This is a genomic window from Acinetobacter sp. UBA991 (genome assembly GCF_002292065.1).
Lineage (GTDB): Bacteria > Pseudomonadota > Gammaproteobacteria > Pseudomonadales > Moraxellaceae > Acinetobacter > Acinetobacter higginsii.
Genome location: NZ_DBBF01000009.1, coordinates 117,460 through 140,453, shown reverse-complemented (window position 1 = coordinate 140,453; position 22,994 = coordinate 117,460). Strand labels below are relative to the sequence as shown.

22 protein-coding genes are annotated in these 22,994 nt (G+C 39.4%); 13 read left to right on the top strand and 9 right to left on the bottom strand.

The window, feature by feature from the left end; genetic code table 11:
• A partial coding sequence (locus B2727_RS03250; RefSeq protein WP_291347882.1) for a lysozyme occupies positions 1–210 on the top strand: 210 nt, incomplete at its 5' end.
• Positions 211–432: 222 nt separating this feature from the next.
• Here the strand turns inward: B2727_RS03250 and B2727_RS03245 are convergent.
• Positions 433–1,371, bottom strand: a complete 939-nt coding sequence (locus B2727_RS03245) for a hypothetical protein (RefSeq protein WP_033134606.1) — start codon at positions 1,369–1,371, stop codon at positions 433–435.
• A gap of 233 nt (positions 1,372–1,604) precedes the next feature.
• Between B2727_RS03245 and B2727_RS03240 the strand changes: the two genes are divergently transcribed.
• Entirely contained in the window at positions 1,605–2,075 is a 471-nt protein-coding gene (locus tag B2727_RS03240) for a YaiI/YqxD family protein (RefSeq protein ID WP_005151751.1), read from the top strand.
• 7 nt (positions 2,076–2,082) lie between these two features.
• Positions 2,083–2,976 carry a DMT family transporter gene (locus B2727_RS03235; RefSeq protein ID WP_033134605.1) on the top strand — a complete coding sequence of 298 codons (894 nt, stop codon included), beginning with the start codon at positions 2,083–2,085 and terminating at the stop codon, positions 2,974–2,976.
• Positions 2,977–2,989: 13 nt separating this feature from the next.
• Here the strand turns inward: B2727_RS03235 and B2727_RS03230 are convergent, their stop codons facing one another.
• A complete protein-coding gene (locus tag B2727_RS03230; RefSeq protein WP_005204919.1) occupies positions 2,990–3,571 on the bottom strand; it encodes a PilZ domain-containing protein in 582 nt (193 codons plus the stop codon).
• Positions 3,572–3,596: 25 nt separating this feature from the next.
• Here B2727_RS03230 and B2727_RS03225 point away from each other — a divergent pair, with 25 nt between their 5' ends.
• The 4 genes from B2727_RS03225 (at position 3,597) to B2727_RS03210 (ending at position 9,257) form a co-directional block, all read left to right on the top strand.
• Positions 3,597–4,832, top strand: coding sequence for a lipoprotein-releasing ABC transporter permease subunit (locus B2727_RS03225; protein WP_004805624.1), 1,236 nt, complete (start codon positions 3,597–3,599; stop codon positions 4,830–4,832).
• The gene (gene lolD / locus B2727_RS03220) at positions 4,825–5,514 is read left to right on the top strand and encodes a lipoprotein-releasing ABC transporter ATP-binding protein LolD (protein ID WP_004654642.1); all 690 of its coding nucleotides are present in this window, start codon (positions 4,825–4,827) and stop codon (positions 5,512–5,514) included. The genes B2727_RS03225 and lolD overlap by 8 nt, the downstream gene beginning before the upstream one ends.
• Positions 5,507–6,742 carry a lipoprotein-releasing ABC transporter permease subunit gene (locus B2727_RS03215; RefSeq protein WP_050511498.1) on the top strand — a complete coding sequence of 412 codons (1,236 nt, stop codon included), beginning with the start codon at positions 5,507–5,509 and terminating at the stop codon, positions 6,740–6,742. Before lolD ends, B2727_RS03215 begins: the two co-directional genes overlap by 8 nt.
• 88 nt (positions 6,743–6,830) lie before the next feature.
• Positions 6,831–9,257: a DNA internalization-related competence protein ComEC/Rec2 gene (locus B2727_RS03210; RefSeq protein ID WP_241345136.1), complete on the top strand. Its 2,427-nt coding sequence runs from the start codon at positions 6,831–6,833 to the stop codon at positions 9,255–9,257.
• Position 9,258: 1 nt separating this feature from the next.
• Here the strand turns inward: B2727_RS03210 and B2727_RS03205 are convergent, their stop codons facing one another.
• Positions 9,259–10,215, bottom strand: a complete 957-nt coding sequence (locus B2727_RS03205) for a lysophospholipid acyltransferase family protein (RefSeq protein ID WP_033134567.1) — start codon at positions 10,213–10,215, stop codon at positions 9,259–9,261.
• A 139-nt stretch (positions 10,216–10,354) separates the two neighbouring features.
• Between B2727_RS03205 and sppA the strand changes: the two genes are divergently transcribed.
• Positions 10,355–11,377 carry a signal peptide peptidase SppA gene (gene sppA / locus B2727_RS03200; RefSeq protein ID WP_033134568.1) on the top strand — a complete coding sequence of 341 codons (1,023 nt, stop codon included), beginning with the start codon at positions 10,355–10,357 and terminating at the stop codon, positions 11,375–11,377.
• Positions 11,378–11,535: 158 nt separating this feature from the next.
• Positions 11,536–12,327, top strand: a complete 792-nt coding sequence (locus B2727_RS03195; protein WP_033134569.1) for an alpha/beta fold hydrolase — start codon at positions 11,536–11,538, stop codon at positions 12,325–12,327.
• Between the two features lie 37 nt (positions 12,328–12,364).
• On the opposite strand, the gene purN is transcribed toward B2727_RS03195, so the two are convergent.
• Together purN and purM are read right to left on the bottom strand one after the other, a co-directional pair.
• Entirely contained in the window at positions 12,365–12,994 is a 630-nt protein-coding gene (gene purN, locus B2727_RS03190) for a phosphoribosylglycinamide formyltransferase (RefSeq protein ID WP_171061089.1), read from the bottom strand.
• The gene (gene purM, locus B2727_RS03185) at positions 12,991–14,061 is read right to left on the bottom strand and encodes a phosphoribosylformylglycinamidine cyclo-ligase (protein WP_033134570.1); all 1,071 of its coding nucleotides are present in this window, start codon (positions 14,059–14,061) and stop codon (positions 12,991–12,993) included. Before purM ends, purN begins: the two co-directional genes overlap by 4 nt.
• 134 nt (positions 14,062–14,195) lie before the next feature.
• Between purM and cxpE the strand changes: the two genes are divergently transcribed.
• The 4 genes from cxpE to B2727_RS03165 all read left to right on the top strand — a co-directional run bounded on the left by cxpE (position 14,196) and on the right by B2727_RS03165 (position 20,635).
• On the top strand, positions 14,196–15,389 hold the full coding sequence (cxpE, locus tag B2727_RS03180) for a chloramphenicol efflux transporter CxpE (RefSeq protein ID WP_004805641.1): 1,194 nt from the start codon (positions 14,196–14,198) through the stop codon (positions 15,387–15,389).
• A 20-nt stretch (positions 15,390–15,409) separates the two neighbouring features.
• Positions 15,410–16,108, top strand: a complete 699-nt coding sequence (locus tag B2727_RS03175; protein WP_004805642.1) for a DnaA ATPase domain-containing protein — start codon at positions 15,410–15,412, stop codon at positions 16,106–16,108.
• A gap of 113 nt (positions 16,109–16,221) precedes the next feature.
• A complete protein-coding gene (rbtA, locus tag B2727_RS03170; protein ID WP_033134571.1) occupies positions 16,222–18,108 on the top strand; it encodes a rhombotarget A in 1,887 nt (628 codons plus the stop codon).
• A 16-nt stretch (positions 18,109–18,124) separates the two neighbouring features.
• Positions 18,125–20,635, top strand: a complete 2,511-nt coding sequence (locus B2727_RS03165) for a CSLREA domain-containing protein (RefSeq protein ID WP_033134572.1) — start codon at positions 18,125–18,127, stop codon at positions 20,633–20,635.
• Between the two features lie 64 nt (positions 20,636–20,699).
• Here the strand turns inward: B2727_RS03165 and B2727_RS03160 are convergent, their stop codons facing one another.
• The 4 genes from B2727_RS03160 to B2727_RS03145 all read right to left on the bottom strand — a co-directional run bounded on the left by B2727_RS03160 (position 20,700) and on the right by B2727_RS03145 (position 22,942).
• Entirely contained in the window at positions 20,700–21,089 is a 390-nt protein-coding gene (locus B2727_RS03160) for a DUF3106 domain-containing protein (RefSeq protein WP_033134573.1), read from the bottom strand.
• Complete coding sequence (locus B2727_RS03155; protein WP_004654617.1) at positions 21,079–21,402, bottom strand: hypothetical protein; 324 nt, start codon at positions 21,400–21,402, stop codon at positions 21,079–21,081. The genes B2727_RS03160 and B2727_RS03155 overlap by 11 nt, the downstream gene beginning before the upstream one ends.
• The gene (locus B2727_RS03150) at positions 21,389–22,006 is read right to left on the bottom strand and encodes an RNA polymerase sigma factor (protein ID WP_033134574.1); all 618 of its coding nucleotides are present in this window, start codon (positions 22,004–22,006) and stop codon (positions 21,389–21,391) included. The genes B2727_RS03155 and B2727_RS03150 overlap by 14 nt, the downstream gene beginning before the upstream one ends.
• A 159-nt stretch (positions 22,007–22,165) precedes the next feature.
• The gene (locus tag B2727_RS03145) at positions 22,166–22,942 is read right to left on the bottom strand and encodes a TrmH family RNA methyltransferase (protein WP_004805656.1); all 777 of its coding nucleotides are present in this window, start codon (positions 22,940–22,942) and stop codon (positions 22,166–22,168) included.
• Between the last annotated feature and the right edge of the window lie 52 nt (positions 22,943–22,994).

Here is a 22,994-nt window from a genome sequence, read left to right as displayed (position 1 = left end):
TCTCAGAATCAATTTGATGCTTTGGTTTCCCTTACTTACAACATCGGATCTACTGCATTTAAAAACTCAACATTGCTCAAAAAGCTAAATGCTAAAGACTATGCAGGTGCTGCCGATCAGTTTTTACGTTGGAACAAGGGCGGTGGCAAAGTCTTAAAAGGTTTGGTTCGTCGCAGAGAAGCAGAGCGAGCACTCTTTCTAAAGAAGTGACTATTATGTGCAAACGCTCATGCATTGCTTCAATCGTCACAGTGCTGTGCTTGCTTCTATCAAGCTGCACAGCGAACACAATTAACAGTAACGTTCATGTTGGTATATGTGTAAAAGCCCTCTATTGAGGGCTTTTGTTTGCTGTGTACATAAGTGTGTACATATTAATTTTTATTAGATACTAATTTACACATAAGTTTTTGAATTTAATTAATTTTATAACTAAACTCTTGTATTTTTAGCATAAATATTGGCCTGAATCCATAGGTTACCGCGAATATATTGTCCAATGTTAAAGTTTTTATACAATTCATTCTTGGTTGCAATACGGATCAAGATTGCAGGTAAATCATCTTCTAATACCAGTGTCACATCATAAAGGGTATATTGTTCTTGCATAAACTGCATAGAAGTTTTGCCAACGATATTACCTTGGAACCAAGCTTCATCTTCTTGACCTAATGTTTCACCAAATAAGTAAGCTACCATTTTAGAAAAGTCGACAGTGACAGGTTCTTGATCTTCTGGTGTTTTTGGTTGCCAGTCATTAATCAATTCTTGTAAATTGTCAGGGGCAATTCCATTATGCTCTGTCAAAATCGCATTTAATGCGCGATGATGCTTAATTGAAGCTGGGTCATCAACAATGATTTTCTCATCAGCCGAAACCGTTTCTAATTCATATGCCCAAGCATTAAATTGAACTTGATAGGTTTGATTCTTGTCATATTGACAGCTATTTACACTGAATAAATTATCGAATGCATAAATAACGGTATTTTTATTTAAGTTCAAACGTAATACTGCCTGAGTTGAAGAATCGCAGGTAATAATTCGCTCGATTTGCGCATCATATTTATATGGGCTATCAAAACTTGGAAATGCTGTTTTCAATGCACGAGGTTTTTGATCTTCAACCGCAATAATTTGATTAATCGAAACAGCTTCGCCACTCGGACCTTGAATCAACCAGAATGATTGATCCATTTCATGTTCGTCCTGACACAGGCCCATCGGCATTACCGGTGCATCAAGAGCCAATCCTAACCATTTGGGAACATCCGTTTCGGGAGTATCTGTCAGTAAGTTCCAATGCTCGACATGATTACCGAAATTTTGATCTTGAATTTTAATGATTTCTGGACTGTTTTGATTTTTCATAAAGCGTAATGCTAAAAAGATTGAACTTATTCTATTAAATCGAGGGTAACTGTCATATTTCAAGTCTGAATCTGTAATTCTCTACAATTAATTTACTTTTTAGCTCGAAATATCAATATGCTGCTTAAGTATGTCTTAAACGAACTGTCGATGTGAATAGTAGGATGATCTTCACTCTACTTTTCCAGTAATCTGTTACACTATATTTTTTACTTTCATGAGCTTTTGCCAACGTGCTGCCATTCAAATTGTGGGTAGATGCTGATGCTTTGCCTAAAATTTTACGTGAAGTTATTCTACGTGCTTCTGATCGTTATCAACTTGAAGTTATTTTTGTTGCCAATCAAAATGTGGGTATTACGCCGTCACTGCGGATTAAATCAATTCAAGTGATGAGTGGTGCCGATAAGGCCGACCAGGAAATTGTAGATCGAATGCAAGAAAATGACATTGTCATTACGCAGGATATACCGCTTGCAGCACAAGTGATTGAAAAGGGCGGGATTGCAATCCATCCGCGAGGTGAGATCTATACCACTGCAAATGTGAAAGCGCGTCTGCATTTGCGAGATTTTATGGATACTTTACGTGGTGCAGGAGTTCAAACCGGTGGGCCTCCTCCGATCTCAGAACGAGACAAGCGAGAGTTCTCAAGTTCACTGGATCAGACCATTTTAAAACAGAAACGTAAGACAGCTTCTTGAGTCGGTTATGCCATCACGTATTAACCTCATGCTTACTTATGGGCTATTAGTCTTTATTTGGGCAACTACACCTTTAGCGATTGTATGGAGTGTCTCCGACCTACATCCGATGTGGGCATTGGTGATCCGCTTCTTTATTGCTTTGCCTTTGGCTGTAACGGTGTTATTGCTGTTGAAGGTTAAGTTCCCAGTCCATAAAATTGCAGTATTCAGTTATGCTGCGGGTTCATTAAGCCTGATTGGATCGCAAATCTTTACCTATGCGGCAACAGCTTATTTAAGTTCTGGATTGATTGCGCTGATGTTTGGTTTGGCGCCGATTATGGCCGGTCTAATTGGGCGCTTTGGCTTCCAGCAAAAACTAGCGGGTTTACAGTGGTTAGGGATGGCAACATCGATTGTTGGATTAGCCATGATCTGCCTGAGTGGTAGCCAGCAACATGTGCAGCCGATTGGTATTATTTTAATGCTGATTAGTGTTTTTTCTTATTCATTGTCAATTTTTCTAGTGAAGAAGATTAATGCAGATTTGCCTGTCATGGCACAGGCAACGGGTTCAATTCTGGTTTCAACAATATTCGCAACCATGTTAATCCCGTGGATCTGGCAATATGTTCCAACACATTTCCCATCAGCCAAATCATTATTGGCATTGGCTTATACGGTGATTATGGCATCGTTGATCGCCATGTTCTGCTACTTTAAATTGGTGCAAAATCTAAAAGCAACCACATTGTCATTAACAACGGTGATGACGCCAATGTTGGCGATCTTGATCGGGGCATACCTGAATCACGAACAATTGTCCGCTCAGGTCTTTATTGGGGCGAGTATTATTTTATTTGGACTACTCCTTTATTTCTTTAAAGATTTAAGAGCATATCGCCGTTTAAAAATATAAGAAAATGTGGGGATTAATTACTTTCCGTTTGTTGTGTTTGTTGAATACTGGCCGCTAATTTAGCCCGATCTTGCGGATTTAAAGTAATGAAATACGCGCCGATACGGAACTTACCTTGTTCGTCTGCCGTGCTATGTGCCACTTGTGCTGTTGCTGCAATATGGAAGAAATTTTCTGGGTGGCTCAAGGTAATATGGATATATGTGCCTTCAATAATATCTTGCGAACTATAAAAACTTAAACCATTCTCCGAAAAATTTACTTGTTCAGGAACGGGCAATAAGGATTGCACGATATTGTCGTAAAAAGAGCCTGTAATCAGATTCAATTTTTGGTTAAAAAGGGATAAGATGCGAGCAATTTGTTGATCTTTTTCATTTAATTGTTCTAATTCGTAGCGAAACGCATGATCAAATTGATCTAATTCTGCAAGTAGTAGAAAATAGCGTGGCAAAACGAAATGAGAATCATACGGGTCATTCAACGCAACATCATCTGGAATGATTTGATAGTTGATTCTCAACACAGCATCAATACGAGACATCACTCGACGTTCAGTGTTGTCGTCAACAAGATGATGTTGTGAATTTTCCATAATAAATCACCTCGGACTAGATGGTATGTTTAAGCCAATTTCGCTGTATATAGGGTTGAGATACACTCGTGCTCAGCGGAGTAATCATTTTATTTCTTTTGTCGCTTTAGTTTCCATGATCGGCTTGACGCTTGGTGTCGCTGTTCTCATTACAGTGCTATCTGTTATGAATGGTTTCGATCGTGAATTAAAAAATCGTGTCCTTGGAATGGTTCCACAAGCCACTGTTTCTTCTACTCAAATTCTAACAGATTGGCCTGAGCTTGTAAAAAAAGTTGAGAAGCATCCGCATGTCACTGGTGCTGCACCTTTTACTCAATTGCAAGGGATGTTAACTGGGCAAGGGCAAGTTGCAGGCATTATGGTGACGGGGATTGATCCTGAATATGAAAAGAAGGTTTCGATTATCCAGAACCACATGGTTTCAGGTGATTTAAATGCATTAAAAAAAGGCGAGTTTGGGATTGTCCTCGGCAAGGATATGACCGATGCACTCGGCCTTGGCTTAAATGACAGTGTGACTTTGGTGTTGCCTGAAGCGACACCGTCACCCGCAGGTGTGGTACCTCGTTTTAAACGTTTTAAAATCGTGGGGATTTTTAGTGTCGGTGCAGAAGTGGATTCAATGGTCGGTTATATCGCCTTGAATGATGCTTCTACTTTATTGCGTTTACCTGATGGTGCACAAGGTGTACGCCTTAAAGTGGATGATATTTTTGCTGCTCCCGAAGTAGTTAACCAGATTGTTAAACAATTACCTGATAATTTTTATGCAACAAGCTGGAAGGAAACGCATGGGAGTTTATTCAGCGCAGTAAAAATGGAAAAGAACCTGGTCGGTTTGCTGTTATTTCTGATTATTGTCGTGGCAGCATTTAATATCGTATCTTCATTGGTGATGGTGGTCACCGATAAAAAGGCGGATATCGCAATTCTGCGTACTTTAGGCGCCTCTCCAAGATTTATCACGTCTGTTTTTATTGTACAGGGCACCATCATTGGTGTTGTGGGTACTGTGATCGGGGTGATTTTAGGTAGCAGTTTTGCATTAACCATCAGCGATTTGGTGAGCTGGTTAAATCATACCTTTGGACTGAATTTATTTAGTGGTTATGTGATTGGCTATTTACCTTCCTATTTACGCTGGCAAGATGTACTGATTGTTGTGACAGCATCTTTATCTATCAGTTTTTTAGCAACAATTTACCCCGCTATTCGTGCAGCGAAAACGCAACCAGCTGAGGCATTACGTTATGAGTAAGATCGTTCTAGAATCAAAAAATATCTTTAAGCATTTCGATGATGGCAAAAGTAAAGTTGAAGTGATCAAAGGCTTATCTCTTCAAGTCAATGCGGGCGAGTTTGTTTCAATTGTGGGTTCAAGTGGTTCAGGTAAAAGTACCTTATTGCATGTGTTAGGTGGCTTGGAGCAGCCTTCACAAGGACAAGTATTTTTACAAGGCCAACGCTTTGATAATTTAGGCGAGGCGGAGCGTGGCTACAAGCGTAATCAATACCTTGGTTTCGTTTATCAGTTCCATCATTTACTCCCTGAATTTTCAGCTCTAGAAAATGTGGCTATGCCATTAATGTTGCGCAGAGAAAGCAACTTTAAGGACGTGAAAAAGCAGGCTGAATATTTACTGGATCGAGTAGGTTTATCCCATCGTATGGATCATAAACCAGGCGAATTGTCGGGTGGTGAACGGCAACGTGTGGCGTTGGCCCGTGCATTGGTGACCAAGCCAGCTGTGGTGTTGGCAGATGAACCAACAGGAAATCTGGATCGTAAAACAGCACTCAATATTTTTGAATTGCTCACCGATTTGAAAAAAGAGCTCAACATGGCAATGTTGATCGTGACCCATGATGAACAATTGGCACAGTCAGCAGATTCAATTTTGCATATGCAAGATGGTATATGGGTGGGTGAGCATGTTTAAACCCATTTCATTTTATATTGGGCTGAAATACACACAAGCGAGAAAAAAAAGCCGTCTGGTGTCTTTTATTTCGTTGATGACCATGATTGGTCTCACTTTGGGTGTGGCGGTACTGATTACAGTTTTATCTGTGATTAATGGTTTTGACCGGGAATTAAAAAACCGTATTTTAGGCATTGTGCCGCAAGCGACCATTGCCTCAACACAAATTATGACCAATTGGGATGGTCTGGCGAAAGATATCGCTAAACAGCCTCATGTTGTTGCAGTTGCGCCTTATACCCAGTTACAAGGGATGCTAACTGCACATGGTCAAGTGACTGGGATTTCGATCTCGGGGATTGAGCCAGAATATGAAAAACAAGTCTCTATTGTTCATGACTATATGAAAGCAGGCAGTCTAGATGCGCTGAAAAAAGGGAAATATGGAATCGTATTAGGACAAGATTTAGCTGATAGTTTGGGACTTAAACTTAATGATCCTGTAACACTGGTTTTACCAGAAGCGACCAGTTCATCGGCAGGTGTTGTGCCTCGATTTAAACGTTTTGAAGTGGTTGGAATATTCAAAATCGGGACTCAAGTCGATTCGATGGTGGGATATATTGCACTCAATGATGCATCAACTTTATTACGCTTACCAGATGGTGCGCAGGGCATACGTTTAAAGCTGGATGATATTTTTGCCGCACCAGAAATTTCTGAGAGCATTATCAAAAAATTACCAAGTAATTTTTATGCTTCTAATTGGACATATACCCAAGGTAATTTATTTAGCGCCATTCAAATGGCAAAAAATATGGTGGGGTTATTGCTTTTACTGATTATTATCGTGGCTACTTTTAATATCATTTCATCTTTGATGATGTTGGTTACCGACAAAAAGTCAGACATTGCAATCTTACGTACTTTAGGGGCGTCTCCCTTATTGATCACCCAAATTTTCATGGTGCAGGGGACAATTATTGGTGTGATTGGAACGGGTTTAGGGACTGTTTTAGGCATTATTCTATCTTTAAGCATTGGTAATATTGTGTCATGGATCAATACCACCTTTGGCTTGAATCTACTCGATGCGTATTTTGTGCATTATCTGCCTTCCTATTTACGCTGGCAAGATGTCTTACTTGTTGTGAGTGTCTCGCTACTGTTAAGCCTACTCGCAACAATTTATCCAGCATTACGTGCAGCTAAAGTTCAACCTGCGGAAGCATTACGTTATGAATAGTGCATAAATATTGAATTAGACCTCTTGTTAAAGCCCTGAAAAAGGGCTTTAATTTTGTCTTTAGAAAAACTAAATCTAATTTTAAGAAATGTTGAAAATTGTTTTAATCAGCTGGATTGCTGGTATTGCCCTGATGGGACATGATTTTAGCTTTGCCGCACAAACTTGGTGGATTTGGCTAACATTAGCAGCCGTGATATTTGGTCTGGGTCTATATAAAAGAACGTTATATTCTGAATCTGTTGCCTATAGGTTGTTACTCTTATGTAGTGTCAGTTGGGCCTTGTTATGTACAGGTTTTTATTATGCAGATTCAGCCTTGCAGCAACGGCTAAAACTCAAAGAAATTGAAGTACAGCCTTTTGAAGCCATTATATATATCAAAAAGATTGACGAGTTAAGCGACGATGGGCAGAAACAAATCGCAGAAGTACTTAATCGGCACACACAGCCCGTTGATTGGGTACTTTATATAAAACAACAAAATAATCCAATTGTTCAGCAGCAAGAGTTGCAATTAGGTCATTATTATCGTCTATCTGGGAGGATAAAACCTGCACATAGCTATGCTGTCGCAGGTGCATTTGATCAGGAAAAATGGTTTTTACAACAAAATATCATGTCTGCTTATCAGGTCAGCGACATCCAGTCTTTAAGTCAGGATCAGATCTATCGTTTGGGCTACCACCAGCATCTTAAGCAACAACAGACCCTACAAGAAAAATTTTTGCTCAATGTTGAAATACTGCGCTTGTCATTCCGTGAAATGTTACAAGCGAGTACGCTACAGCACAAAGGGTTGTTATTGGCTTTGCTGACTGGTGACGAAAGCTTGTTATCAAATCGTTTAAAGCAACAATTCCAACAATTAGGTCTTTCACATTTATTGGCAATCTCTGGGCCACATGTCTTGGTTTTTGCGCTGATGCTGACTTGGGTATTAAAGTGCATGGTTCAGCGTTATGCGCCAAAATTATATTTATGGCAACCACGACAGGTGTTAGTACTGTTGCCTTTTGGATTCAGTGTACTGTTGTATGTGGCCTTTGTCGGTTTTGAAATTCCTGCATTGCGAACTTTATTAACCGTAATTATTGCAAGCATTTTTCTATGGTTTAGACAGTCGATTCAACCATTTGCATTATTGATTTATAGCGCAAGCTTATTGCTGATCTTTGATCCATTCAGTATTTTGTCTGCTGCATTTTGGTTGTCCTATGGGGCGTGCTTTATTCTGCTGCGCATCTATCAAACGATTAGGGATGTACCTCAAGAACAAGTCATCACAACGACTCAAAAACTACTTCTAGCGGTGAAGCTTCTGATTGAGTCGCAATGGAAAATCTTCATTGCATTACTCCCTTTGGTACTTATTTTCTTTCAGCAGATTTCATGGCTTGCGCCGATCAGTAATTTGATTGCCATCCCATTGCTTAGTGGCGTAGTAGTGCCTTTAGGGATTATCGCAGCATGTATTTGGTTGTTGATTCCTACGCTTGGGCAACTACTATTTCAGTTGAGTGATGGATTACTGGCTATTTTGTTATGGCTACTCAATAGCCTACAGCGCATTTCACCTGAGTTATATGGTGTCAGTTACACTCCCTTGATGATGTTGGGTTTTATTATTGGTATCGTGATTCTATTTCTGCCAAGAGGCACAGTCTCCAAGATCTGGTCGCTGGTGTGCTTTTTACCGATTTTTCTTGGGATAAAAGTCCAATCAACGGTATTTACTATTCTTGATGTTGGACAGGGACAGGCTATATTTTTACAGCATCCAGAACTGAGTCTAATGATTGATACGGGTGGGTCATATGATGAAACTAGGTTTAGTTTGGGCGAGCGCGTCATCATTCCTTTTTTAAGGCAGCAAGGGATACGGGCATTGGATCATGTGATTTTGTCTCATCTGGATCAAGATCATAGTGGTGCATTTACAGCAATTCAAAATGCTTTTGCAATCACTCAAGTGCAGTCCAATGACCGCAATGAAAAAATGCCATTTAAAAATAATTTCTCATTGTGCCAACAAGGTCAGACTTGGTCATATTCAAATCTAAAAATAGAAATTTTATCACCCGATCAAGAGGGCTTGGCTGTTGCCACATACCAGCAAAATGAGCAGTCTTGTGTCGTTTATTTACAATTCCTGAATGCACAACCGTATCAAAATTTTCTGATTATGGGGGATGCGGGGTGGGAAACCGAATATAAGCTATTGCAGCACTATCCTGATTTAAAAGTGGATGTTCTAGTTTTAGGGCATCATGGCAGTAAGTATAGCTCTGCCTATGATTTTTTAGCGACATTAAACCCTAAATTAGCGATTGCCTCAGCTGGGTTCGATAATCGTTACGGCCATCCAAGCCAAGAATTACAAAGTCGTCTTCAATCCTTAAATATTCCTTTGCTGAATACAGCACAGTCAGGCAGTTTAACTTTTTTATTTGAAAATGGTGTTACTGAATTAAAGCAACAAAGACAGCAATGGAAGTGGCTACAGCGAGAATAGTCTAAGCTTCTTTATTTTGCTGCGTTTGTTGACGAACTTCAGCCACTTTTGCCAGTGCTTCTTTTTCATCAATATCGTAGATTTTTTTTAAAGCGGGATTAGCGCGAAAACGTTTGTAGCTCCAGTGATAATGTTCTGGATAACGTCGAATCAGTTGTTCTAAAGTTTGATGGATAATTAACGTGCCATCTTCGGCATTACCTTCATAGATTTGAGGATTGATCGGTTCGACATACATATCAAAGCCATCTTGATCATTTCTTTTTGTATAGATGAGGAGGGCCTTGGCCTTGGTTTTTTGAATCAGTTTGGCACTGAGGCTACTGGAGGCAAGCGGAATACCAAAGTAGTTGATCATGTCCCCGCCATGATCAGGGGTATGGTCAGGTAAAATCGCAGTAGTTCCACCTTGTTTCAAGGCCTTAAAAATCTGTCTAACCCCGCTTTCATCGGTAGGAACCAGATGGGCTAGTTCGCGACTACGTGCATCACGGACAAACTGGTCAGCATCGGGATTTTTAACTGGTTTATAGAGGATCGTCATTTGGGTGTATTGTGATAACCATGCGTTCATGACTTCCCATGTACCAAAATGAGGAACGACTAATACCAACCCTTTCTTTTCTGCAACAGCTTCATGGAAATAATGTTCACCCTGAATGCGATGGATGCTCTTGATATTTTTTTCATTTGTTGAACCCCAAATACTCAAAAACTCGAAATAAGAGGTCAGTTCGTTTTGTATTGCTTGTTTGGTGAGTTTTTGTCTTTGTTGTTGTTCCATTTCAGGAAAAGCAATTTGTATATTCAAGCTGATAATTTTTGAAAGCTTAGACAGCGGGAATGTATTGACTAAGGCTGCAACCAAGCGTGCAAAAAACCGTCCCAATTGGAGTGGCTGATGACTAACAAGCTTGATAAGACGATAACTTGAATTGTTTGATTTGGGCTGGGTCATGTATTCAAAATTAGAAAAATTACAAAGGAAAGTATAAAGCAAAAAATAATTATAAGTTAAGACAAGTTATTTAAACAGTTTTACTCAAATCCGCGTATATAATAAAGTCACTTTTTAAAATATATTGGATTGGAATCTTATGTCCGATTGGCCACCAAAACCACAAAATGAATCTACAAATAGTAATAATGTGACAGGCAAAGAATGGCAAATTTTAGAAAAAGCTGTTCTTGCTTCTGTGGAAGAACAACGTCGTAGCCGCCGTTGGAGCATCTTTTTTAAATGCTTGGGTTTTGCATATTTGCTGATTGTATTATTGGCAATGACCAAGAGCTGTACCTCGTCATCAGATAAAGCAACCACCAGTATCAGCAGCAATCACTTGGCTGTTGTTGATATTGTGGGAACCATCGATTCATCTGCTGGCCAGTCTACTGTGAATAGTGAAGATACCAACAAAGCTTTAAAACGTGCATTTGAAGCGAGTGGCAGTAAAGCAGTTGCATTGAATATCAATTCACCAGGCGGTTCACCAGTGCAGTCGGATGAAATCTGGCAAGAAATTCGTTACTTGAAAAAACAGCACCCAGATAAAAAAGTCTATGCGGTGATTGGGGATATGGGCGCATCGGGTGCATATTATATTGCCTCAGCAGCAGATGAAATCATTGTCAATCCATCTAGCTTAGTGGGTTCGATCGGTGTAATTATGCCGAACTATGGCTTAAGTGGCTTGGCGCAGAAGTTAGGCATTGAAGACCGTACTCTGACTGCGGGTAGTAATAAAGATATTTTAAGTATGACCAAGCCACTTGATCCAGCACAGAAACAACATGTGCAGTCGGTGCTTGATAATGTGCATACTCACTTTATCAATGCAGTGAAAGAAGGGCGTGGTAAACGTTTGAAGTCAAATGACCCAGCTATTTTCTCTGGATTGTTCTGGACAGGTGAACAGGCTGTTGCTTTAGGTGTTGCTGACCGTAGTGGTAGTTTGACCACATTGATGCGTGATCTGAAGATTGAGCAAAAAGTAGATTATACCGTTCAACGTAATCCGTTAGAATCAATTCTAGGACGTATGGGGGCGCAGCTCGGTGCAGGTATTAGTAGTTCGCTTGCTGCACAGCTAGAAACTCAGCAGAACGCGAAAATACAATAATAGATAGGCTTTGATCAAAGCACTATGTTGATTTTAAGGAGGCTGTGTATATCACAGCCTTTTTTATGCTAAAAATAACTGGACAGTTATCCTTTTAATTTGCAATACATATGTAGAGCAGGATAATTGACCAATCAGTGAAAATAAAAGACAAGCTTATGAAACCTTTGATTCATTTTGCCCATGCCAATGGCGTTCCATCTAAAGTTTATCAAAAGCTGTTTGATCAATTAAAAGATCAATACGACATTATCTATGTTGCAGAAATTGGAAATGACAAGCGCTATCCAATTACCCATGGTTGGACGCACTTAGTCGATCAGATTATTGATAGCATTGTGCAGCAAGCACAAGGGCGTAAAGTGATTGGCTTGGGGCATTCATTGGGTTCAGTTTTGACACTGATGGCTGCTTATCGCCGTCCTGAACTATTTTCACAAGTCATCATGCTTGATCCACCACTCATTATTGGTAAAGCATCCTTTGTTTTTCATCTTGCTAAAATCTTTAAACCTAAATTAGTGGATAAAATCACCCCAGCTGGCTTGTCGGTACGTCGTCGTGATCATTGGGAGTCGCGTGAACAAGCTGCGGAGCTGCTAGGTTCGAGAGGTTTTTATCAGTACTTTGATCCAGATTGCTTTCAAGCTTATATCGACTATGCCCTGACAGATGACCCACAAAATGGTGGTGTCACACTGACCATTGCGAAAGAGGATGAAGTGGCAATGTTTAGGACTACGCCATCCATGTGGTGGTTACCGATGCCAAAACCTCCTGTACCTGTACATTTGGTTGTGGGGCAAGACAGTATTTTCTTAAAAGAAAAATTCCCGCAAGTGGCGAAAAAGAAATTGGGTATCCCTTTTTCTGTAATGGAGGGCGGACATATGTTCCCATTAGAGCATCCGATGGAAACAATAGAGAAAATTAAAAGTTTAGTGGTTTAAATCAATAAAAACGCATCCTAGGATGCGTTTTTATTTTTTAGAACTGTGCAAACTGAATTGGCCGTTCTAAAGGTTTCTGATTGAAATAGGCTTGACCATTTTGCCAGGTCAGTTGACCTGTACAGAACCATTGTGCAACTTGAGGATAGATAAAGTGTTCAAGTTCATGCACACGTTGCGCCAAGCTTGTTACCGAATCCTGCAAACCAACTTGAATTGCCGATTGCGCAATACTTTGTCCTGCATCGAGTTCTGCTGTTACAAAATGAACGGTACAGCCATGCAAACGATCTCCGGTATTTAATACACGTTGATGTGTATTCACACCTTTGTAGAAAGGCAGCAGAGAAGGGTGGATATTTAACATTTTGCCTTGCCATTTGCTAACAAAACTTGGTGTTAAAATCCGCATAAAACCAGCAAGGATCACGAGATCAACTTGCCATGCTAATAATTGTTGATGCATGGCGTCATCGAAGCTTTCGCGATTTGGATAATCTTTATGTGAAATAACAGCGGTCGCAATATTGGCATCTTTGGCACGTTGTAATGCATAAGCATCAGCTTTGTTGGATAAGACACCAATGATTTGCCCTGAAAGATTTGCATCGATCAGGGCCTGTAAGTTGCTACCGTTGCCAGAGACAAGGACAGCAATTCTCATTATGCAAAGATCACGCGAATTTTTTCGTCTGCGCCTTCAACTGATTCAGCATTTTCTTGGATATAACCAATTTTCCATGCTTTTTCGCCTTGAGCATTTAAGAGATCGATAGCTTTGTCTGCTTCACTTGCATCAACTGCAATCACCATACCTACGCCACAGTTAAATGTGCGGTACATTTCAAAGCGTTCTACGTTGCCTTCACGTTGTAACAACTGGAATAATTCAGACCATTCCCAGCTTGCTTCATCAATGACAGCTTGAGCACCATTTGGAAGTACACGTGGTAAGTTACCTGGTAAACCACCGCCAGTGATATGTGCCATTGCATGAACATCAACTTGTTTGCAAAGTTCAAGTACTGGTTTTACATAGATGCGTGTTGGTTCCATTGCCACGTCGGCAAGTGGACGACCATCGACGATTTGAGTTAAGTCTACATTCTTAACATCTAAAATTTTACGCAATAATGAGTAACCATTTGAGTGTGCACCACTAGATGCTACACCAAGAAGTACGTCACCAGATTTCACTTTAGTTCCATCGATAATTTTGCTGTGCTCAACCACACCAACAGCAAAACCAGCAAGATCGTAATCTTCACCTTCATACATACCTGGCATTTCAGCAGTTTCACCACCGACCAATGCACAACCAGCAAGTTCGCAACCTTTACCAATACCTGTTACGACATCTGCTGCAACATCAACATTTAAATGACCAGTCGCATAGTAGTCGAGGAAGAATAATGGCTCAGCACCACAAACAAGTAAGTCGTTTACACACATTGCAACGAGATCTTGACCAATCGTGTCATGACGGTTGAGGTTTAGTGCTAAACGTAATTTAGTCCCTACACCATCTGTTCCTGATACTAAAACAGGTTCTTCATAACCTTTTGGAATTTTGCATAGGGCACCGAAACCACCAAGACCGCCCATTACTTCAGGACGAGTGGTGCGTTTAGCGACAGATTTGATACGATCGACCAATGCGTCTCCCGCTTCAATGTCGACGCCAGCATCTTTATAGCTTAAACCAGTATTTGGGGTAGAAGTTGAGTTGCTCATAGTGAAGTCTCCGCAGTGGCGGCAGATTATAACCTGAATATACGAAACTCTTATGTTATTTATGCTCGAAAATGCTATCTTTAATTAAAATTTTTTTCCATTTATAACGATTACACGAAAAAAGGCTAGATTTTATGCAAGATCAGGTACTACGTCGTATCTTTATCCTCGCTGGGCTCGCATTACTCCTTTGGGTGCTCTATCTATTAAAGCCCATTGTGATTCCTTTTGTAGGTGCTTTTTTCATTGCCTACTTGTTTAGCCCGCTTGTGGATGTTCTTGTCAAAATTAAATTGCCCCGTTGGCTCGCAATCAGCATCGTATTTATTGGTATTGGTGTGACTTTGACCATGGTTTTATGGTTCTTAGTACCATTGATCTGGAAGCAATTGATGTATGCGCGGGATAGTATTCCTGCGGGAATTCATTGGATTAATGCAACCTTCTTACCGTGGGTATCACATACTTTTAATGTGGTGCCGATGGAAATTGATACTGAGCAGATTACCAAAGCTTTTATGGATTATATCCAGACCAACTACAGTGCTGACAGTATTCAAACCATGGCATTAAGAGTTGCCCAATCTGGATTGAACTTTATTCAGTTGGGTGGTGTGGTGATTTTAATTCCAATTATCTCATTCTACTTTTTGCTTGATTGGGAAAGAATGCTGCAAAGCTTTAGACGTTTAATTCCACGTCCTTATGAAGCGTCAACGTTAACCATCGTTCGTGAATGTCATAGTGTATTAGGTGCTTTTGTTAAAGGCCAATTCCTTGTCATGCTTCTGTTAGGCATTGTTTATGCTGTTGGTCTACAACTGATTGGTCTTGAGGTTGGCTTGATTATTGGAATGATTGCTGGTTTAGCAAGCATTATTCCTTATTTAGGCTTTGGTGTCGGGATTATTGCTGCCGTAATCGCAACACTGTTTCAGTTTGGTTTGGACTGGACGCAGCTACTTCTGGTTGGTGTTGTGTTTATGATTGGACAGATGGTCGAAGGCTATATTCTTCAGCCATTCTTGTTGGGAGATAAAATTGGTTTATCTCCAGTCGCAGTGGTTTTTGCTGTATTGGCTGGTGCACAACTTGGTGGTTTCCTTGGAATGTTAATTGCCTTACCTGTGGCTGCTGTCATTGTTGTATTATTAAAGCACGCACGTGATAATTATGAAAAAAGTCGCTTATATGGATTACCAACAGAAGTTGTGTTGGTGGAAGGTGAAACTCAACATATAAATATTGAATCAGGTCATGTAGAGCTTGATATTCAAATTAAAAACTCTCAAGATACAGAGACTTCAAACTCGAATGACTTAAAGTAATTGAGGAACAAATTAAGTATATGCGTCAACTACAACTGGATATAGAACCTCAACTCGATGCTCGAATCAGTGATTTTTCGGGACCGGGTTGGGGACCTGTGGTTGATGCAGTTCGACAGCTACATGCTGGGTTGGTGAGCCGCTTTTATGTCTATGGCGGTGCTGGAACAGGTAAGAGTCATTTGCTTTCAGCGATCTGTGATTCATATTTAGAGTTAGGTCGACCTGCAATCAAAGTTTCATTATTAGAATTATTAGATGCACCCATCGAAGCAATCACGTCTTTAGAATTTTATGATTTAGTTGCATTAGATGATATTGATTCGATTAGTGGCGTTCCACATTGGCAGAAAGCCGTTTTTCATTTAATGAATAATCATGAAGGGCAGTTGGTTTTTTCTTCTCGTGTTGCGCCAATTGAGCTAAAGCTTGAATTACCAGATTTACAGTCAAGGTTGACTCAGGCTGTCAGTGTAAAAGTGCCGAATGGTAGTTCCTATATTGATCGGCATGCTTTACTACAATCGGTTATGACTCGACGTGGTATTCATTTTGATCAACAGATCGTAGATTACTTGTTAAGCAATGGTCCGCATCAGGCATCAATTTTATTACAGACACTGGCTCAGTTGGAAAAAATGCTAAAGGGTGAAAAAACTAAGCTTTCAAATACAACACTTAAGCAGATTTATGCTTTGATTGATGAATATCGCCAATAGCATAAAATTTCTTGAGTAATTTCGAGAGCTATGACAAAGTACGCACAAAGGAATGTGGTTGCAAACATTGCGTTTGCAATACAAAGAAAAATGAAAAATAGAAGGAGATCGGTATGCTCAAACGGACGCTTGCCTGCGCTTTATTTGCGATTACTGGACATGCATATTCTGCGGATATTCAAGTTACAACATTGGCTGATGAAGACAAAGATGATGCCGTTTGTTCATTACGAGAAGCTGTTGAGTTTTTAAATAAAAGAAGTCAAAAAGAGTTTGAAAATGGTTATCACGGATGTGGTAATAAAGATGCAACCAGTAACATCATTTTGCAACGAGACCAGACTTATCAAATCAATTCAGCTTTAAATATCAAAGCGGCAGCTACAATTCGGACGGCAGCTAGTGATGGCTTTAATGACAATAAAAAAGGCTTAAATAATGCGACGATTAAAATGGTGGGTTCTGATCGTCTTTTCGTAATTGATGATAATAATGTTGAAAGTGCACTACTTGCAGTCGGTTTGATTGAGCTAAATTTACAAGGAGCTTCCAGTAAGGTTAATGATGGCGGTTTAATTCTCAATCGAGAAAGTTTATCGATTCAATACTCAAGGTTAGTGGGTGGTTCAGCAAATCGGGGCGGTGCAATTTATAATGCTGGTGTCTTATCGGATGCGAAAAACACAGCAGGGTATGTCTATATTAATAATAGTATTTTACAAAATAATAAGGCGGATCAGGGCGCTGTCATTTATAGTGAAATGCCAATGTATCTGATTGCACAATCGGTAATACGGGATAATGAAGGTGTAGCAGGTACCAATGGTGCTTTGCTCTATGTCCAAACTGGTTTTAATAACGATACTATTGGTGGGGCATTGGGAACAGGTATTTCAGGTATTCGCAGTAGCACTATTTTTCATAATAAAGGGGGCTATGTTGCGAATATTCGTGAAGGGATGATCCTGAATAATAATACAATTATTAAAAATGCTGCTGGGTTACATTTACAGTCTTTAAATTTCAAAATAACCACTACAACTGATGAAAATGGCGAGAAAAAAGAAACAGTTAAAGAATACCCTAGTTCTTATGTTTCAAATAGTATTTTAGTTGCGAATGGAAATACGAATTGTACGAACACTTCAGATGATACGACCATTGTTCAAAGTAATTTAACCACATCAGATTGTGATCGTAATGCAGAAAAACGTTTACCAAACTTTATGTGGAATCAGAATGATCCTGAGCAAGCCTTAATTGCGGGGGGTACAAATGATGAAGGAATTTGTGCAGCTCCACCAGCGAAGGGGTTACTGTGCCCTTATTCTATTCCGAAAGATCAAATGCTTGGTTTCTTTAAACCCCGTTTATTGGCTTCTTATAAACAGTTGTCAGATTCACTCATTGTTAATAAAGGGCGCATTTATAGTGATGGTACAACCTTCAGTACAGCAAATTGTGAGCCTACAGATCAACGCGGGAAAAGCCGTACAGGTTTTAATGAATTATGTGATTTGGGCTCAGTTGAGTTAATTGTCAATCGTGGTGAGATTCCAATTGTTGGTCAAGATATTTTATACGGACAAGTGGCTAAGTTTAGTATAGCGGAGAGTTTGTTAGACGGTGAGTTGCTAGATCCTGCAACATGTGAAGCACAACTTGGTAAGCGTTCAGATGGTCAGCCTTGGAAAGTCGGTTGTTTAGAAGTCGTGCAAACACAAACGCCATCTAAAGGCAAGACCAGCATTGATCAGGATGGTAATGTGACTTATGTGCCTGATAGTGATTGGCATGGTGCAGATAAATTTAATTTACGAGTAATGACGACTACGACTCGTTTTAATGATGTATCAAACTATTTTATTGATATTCCAGCAACAATTGTACAAGATCCACCGAATACCTTTAAAAGCAAAACAGTGAGTACGGGTAGCTTTGGAATGGGTGCGATCTTGATGTTACTTGGATTGGTAGGATTGCGCCGCATTAAATCATAATCAGGGATGAGATGAGATGAGACATTATAAAAAAACAATTTTAGCAACCATGGTTCTGGCGACAATGCCACTGTTAGCGGCAACTAGTAGCACACCTATTAAAGTCACTACTTTTGTGGATGAAGATGGTGAAAACCCTTCTGCTTGTTCATTGCGCGAAGCGTTAAAAACAGCCGAAACACGCGTTGCTTATGGTGGGTGTGTGGTCACAGATACGCTTTCAAGTACGCAGAAAGTTATTCAGCTTGAAAAAGGGGTCTATACCCTTAAGAAGGAATTAACGCCAAATGTGAATGTCGCAATTTGGGGTGCTAGTCCAGTTGATTGGCAGGAAAAAAATGTTCTATTAAATGATGTAGTTAATCAATATCCAGCACAAATTCCTTTGCAAACTACGATTAAAGCTGAGAATTCACGTATTTTTAATACAACATTAGGAACGAAAGCTCTCAGTCTCAGTAATGTAATTTTGACTGGTGGTCGGACGGCAGATCGTGGTGGAGCGATTTATGCAGGTGCTGATGTTGTCTTACAAAGTAGTCAAATTTTAGATTCCCACGCAAAAGAGGGGGGGGCTGTTTATTTAGCAGGTCCCTCAACAACACTAACTTTGACGAAAAGCTTGATTCAGGGAAATCAGGCTGATAAAGGTAGTGTCTTGTCTATGAGTTGTTTTAATGATGTGACGTATGCAAAACGTACGATTAATTTAACATCAAACAGCTTTGTTACAAATGGTTCTGGAAACTCAAGCAGTATGATTGAGTTTTGTGGAGAGTCAACTGCAACATTAATAACGAATACGATTGCAAAAAATATTGTTAATTCCTCATCTGGTAATTTAATCAAATTTACAGGTGATACTAAACCAGGAACTGAAGAAAATAATAATTCCAGTATTCTAAGTAATGCAAGTAATATAATTTTAACCAGTAATACCATTGTTGAAAATCAAGCTTTTACAACTCTGCTTTATGATAAAATTGGTGGGAAAGTATTAACCTATAACGTTCTTGCTTATAATGGTGGGGTGAATAGTTATGCATGTCGATATCTATTTGGTGATGTCGTCAATCAGGAAGAGGTTAGTTTTGGTATAGCTTATAATGCGCTTTCATTAAAAGAGGGCGATTCTACATCTCCAATCAATAATGTCTGTGATGTTCCAAAAGAGTCACTTAAAAATAATACAACCAATTTAAATGTCAGTAATATTAGTATTGGAACACTATTAAGTCCATTACAAGCAGCTTCTGCTTATACTGCATTTCTACCAATCTATTACCCAAAGAAAAATGTAACAGAAATAGAAGTTAAGGTAGATGATAAGACGACTACAAAAATAGTTGGTTTATTAGATGTTGATGGAATTTCTTGTAGTGCAACGGACCAACGTGGTTTGGCGCGTATTGTAGATGGTACTTTGTATTACAATCCTGATGCGAGCAACCGTTGTGATATTGGTTCAGTTGAGTTAATGCGATTTACAGCGGGTGATTTACAAGATTTGACTAATACCTCTATTAGTAGTGCAATGTCAACTTATCAATCTCAATATAACTTCTTTGATAATTTGGTCAAAAATCCAAATAATCCTGATTTTTTAACTTACTATAAATCTCGTTTGGATCAATATCAAAAGCTATTACAATATACAAAAGCTAATTTGAAATATCGTGCAATTTACATTGATTTAAGTAACTATCAATTACCATTACCTCAAGATACTGAGCAAGCTGATGGTAGTTATAAATTAGAGTTTTTTAATCCTGATTTATATAATGTCACGACAGAACCTCTTGGTAAAGGTCAAATTAATGATACTGTCACTGATATTGATGCAAGTGACAAAGAAAATTTAGTATGTGCTTGGAATAAAGACCTTCAGCAAATTATTTTTTACCGTAAGGATGACAGTATTACCCAAGCAGGAGACAAGATTTTCTGTAAATACACGATCACGTCAAAGTCTAATCCAAATATAAGTTCGTCTGGCTTAATTCGTGCAGCTTTCGTAAATATTGCACCTGTGGCAACTGATACATCTTTAACGTTTAAATATAAGGAAAAGCAAAAACTTAGCCTGAATTTATTAAACTTTGCCAATGACAATGGTGACACTGGAGAAGGTGGGACTGGTCCAGAAAAAAATCCAAATAAATCTCAATTTTGGAAGAATGCAGAAGGTATTGAGTTACCAATTCGCTTGACCAATGTGCCGACCAATGATTTGAGTATTACAGCTGATCGTAAAGGTGCTTGTCCTGCACCAGATGAAAAAGAGACTTGCTACGGTGGGAATATTTACGTTCAGGAAGTAAATGCATTTAACCCATTTAACTTCTCATTTAACTATCAAGTTTATGATGCTGATGGTATATCATCAAATTCAGCTACTGTGCGAACCATTAGTACAGCAACCACGACTGATGATACTCGTCCAGCGAGCAGTGGTGGGGGTAGTATGAGTTTCTATTCGATATTTGGTTTATTGGGACTATTAGCTTATCGTCGCTTTAAAAAGTAAGTAGACCAAAGATAAAAAAATAGCGCCTTTTAGGCGCTATTTTTTATTGTTATCAATTTAAAACTCAGTGCTCAGCGTATTTACTGAGATATTCTTCTCTGATATTTACACGCTCTTCGCTACTGGCATTTAGCATGCGTTTACGAAGAATGTTACGTTCTTGCATACTCATTTTTTGCCAAACATCACGCATTTTCTGTTTTTCTTCTTCAGGTAATTGCGTGAACCACTCCATTCGTTGTTGAAGCTGTGTGCTTTGATTGGTTGGTACTTCCTTTAATGTCTGATAGCGCTTGATTAAAACGCGTTGCTCCTCAGGTGATAAGTCATCCCATGCTTCTTCCGTTGCTGGTTTATTCGGTTTGGAAAATACCCAAAAACGTTCTGAACCTGCAAAACTGGTTTGTAATAAGCCGAGCGTACACACAACAAGTGCTAATTTTTTAGCTGCCATGTGGAACTTTATCCTCACCTAAGACCAATAACATTTCCATATCTTCAACCATTTGCGGTGAAAGTTTTGGATTCACGACAACTTGGTTTTGTGGTTGATCTGCCAATTGCAACGAACTAGGTAGAACCACAATCCCCATGAGGGCAGCAGCAAACGCAAAACCAGTCATTTTCCAAACACTGTAATAAGAGGTTGGTTTCTTTTGTACAGTATCGAGAACATGATTCATCACCATCATTTTATTGTGGTGCTGTTCTTTCGCAAGTTGGTCAAGTCTGGAAGTCACATGTTTAGTGAACTCATCTTTTTTCATCTGATGATCCTCCCGTATGCGGGTTTAAATGCTCTAAAGCAATTCGGAGTCCCTGAATTGCACGGTGGTAATGTGTTTTCACACTGCCTTCACTGCAATCCATAATTTGTGCTGTGGTCATCGTATCAAAACCTTCCCACGCTCTTAGCATAAATGCTTGTTGTTGACGGACGGGTAGTTGATTGACTGCAGCTTGAATTTCCTCCATCGTGACTTCTTGATCAAGAAATTCAAACGGATTAGGGGTCGATTCATCCACAACATCAATGATTTCTTCGTCATCATCTAAACTAATTTTTTTAAATAATGAAAATGGACTCGCACGGCGAGCTTCTTTGCGTCGCCAGTCTTGGAGTTTGTTATTTAATATGGTGTAGAACAGGGGATACCATTCTTCAGTACTTTTATCTGCATATGATTTGTGCAATGAAATGAAAGCTTCTTGCACTAAATCCATTGCAATGCCTTGTTGTCCCTGCGTTGCACTTTCCATCATAACCAAGGCACGACCTGTAACGTCTTGCATAAAAAAACGCAGACGTTGTTCAACAGTACTGTGATCAGTACTGTTTTCGGTTCGAGCCTGTTTCGGTGCTAAATCCATAGAGATGGAAAATCCTGTCATGGATACCCACCATTAATTCCAATTCATTAATCATATAACGTTGAAAATGGTGGGCGCGTTGACAACTTAAGCAATTATTTTTAGTAGTGTAATTGATTTTCTCAGTAAAAAAATCGTATTTAAAATAATTTAACGTTTTTACTGACGTTGGCGAACCATTTCAAAGAAGCATACTGAACCTGCAATGGCGACATTGAGAGACTCTTGTCCACCAGGTTGAGGGATCGCTACTGCCTGAGCATGCTCAAGTGCATAGTCACTTGCACCTTGACCTTCATTGCCTAAAATCCAGACGCAGGCTTGAGTTAAATCTTGGCTATATAAACTGGTTGAGCGATGTGAACTGGTCACAAAAACTGGAATTTGAAATTTTGGAAGAATATCTGTGAGCTGGAAGTTTTCAAAACATTGAAGACTAAAATGAGCGCCCATACCTGCTCGAAGCACACGTGGAGACCAAAGTGCAGCTGAGCCTTGTGTACAAATCACCTGTTTGATGTTTGCAGCGGCAGCAGAGCGGAGTAGTGTCCCTACATTTCCAGGATCTTGAACATTTTCTAGAATTAAAGTATCCGCCTTAAAATCAATCGTGGCGGCAGTTTTGGGTAAATCAACAATCGCGAGACAAGGCAGGGTTGTGCCTAAGGTACTTAAATCCTTATACAGGACTTCACTAATAACAAAGATGTGAGCTTGATGGAGTTCAATCACTTCTTGTAAATCTGGATGTTCTAAGGCTTGTTCGGTGGTAAATAAAGAAAAGATTTTTTTCTGCTGTTGCAACCAAGCCAAGCACAGATGTGTACCTTCTAGAACGGTTTGCTGATGTTTTTTTCGAGCACTGTTAAGCTCGATCAGACCACGCAAATGTTTAATTTTTGCATTGTCTTTTGATTCTAGGAAAATAACCGCCATAAGATAAACATCCAAAAGGGCATCATAATTTTATAATGCCCTGATTATAAAA